Origin of the sequence: Roseixanthobacter psychrophilus (assembly GCF_043195195.1) — a bacterium.
Taxonomy (GTDB): Bacteria; Pseudomonadota; Alphaproteobacteria; order Rhizobiales; family Xanthobacteraceae; genus NCEH01.
Window position 1 is genome coordinate 1 of record NZ_JBAFWT010000166.1, and the last position, 647, is coordinate 647.

Sequence of the window (647 nt, forward strand, 5' to 3'; positions counted from 1 at the left end):
GCGGCGATCCGCCCATGGAGGCCGTAGAACGGGTCGCCGTGGGAAGGCAGGACCAGAGTGCCTTCGGGCAGCGCCCCGAACTGAAGGAGCGATCCCAGGAACGCGCCGAGCGGATCGGCGCATGGGTCCGAAGGGTGCGTCCCAATGTGCGGCGAGATTCGTGCGAGAATCTGGTCCGCCGCGATCAGCAGGTCTCTCTCCGCGCAATAGAGGCAGATCATCTCCGGCGCGTGGCCTTCGCCGATCATCACCCGCCACGCGCTGCCGGCGAGCGTCAGTTCGTCCCCCTCCTTCACCCGCATATAGCGCCGGGGCAGCGGCCCGACCCATTTGGGATAAAGCATGCCCCGGCGTTCCACCAGGTCCAGGAACGGCTGGGGCGCGCCGCACAGCCGGTTGTGGGCCACGAGCTGAGGAATCACCTCCACGGGATCCTCGTTGAGGAGCAGGCGCGCCTGCATCCACTCCAGGCGGCTCATGTGGATGTCGGCGCCGGTGCGGGCATGGAGCCAACCCGCCAGCCCCACATGGTCCGGATGGAAATGGGTCCCGAGGAGCCGCGCCACCGGCCGTCCGCCGAGCAGCGGATCAGCCAGCACCCGCGCGAAAAGCGCCCGCGTCGGGGCGTCGTCAATGCCGGAATCGAT

1 protein-coding gene is annotated in these 647 nt (G+C 68.6%); it reads right to left on the minus strand.

Annotated elements, in window-relative coordinates; all coding sequences use genetic code 11:
- The coding region (locus V5F77_RS29025) for an MBL fold metallo-hydrolase (RefSeq protein WP_429008508.1) at positions 1–647 on the minus strand (647 nt) is incomplete at both ends.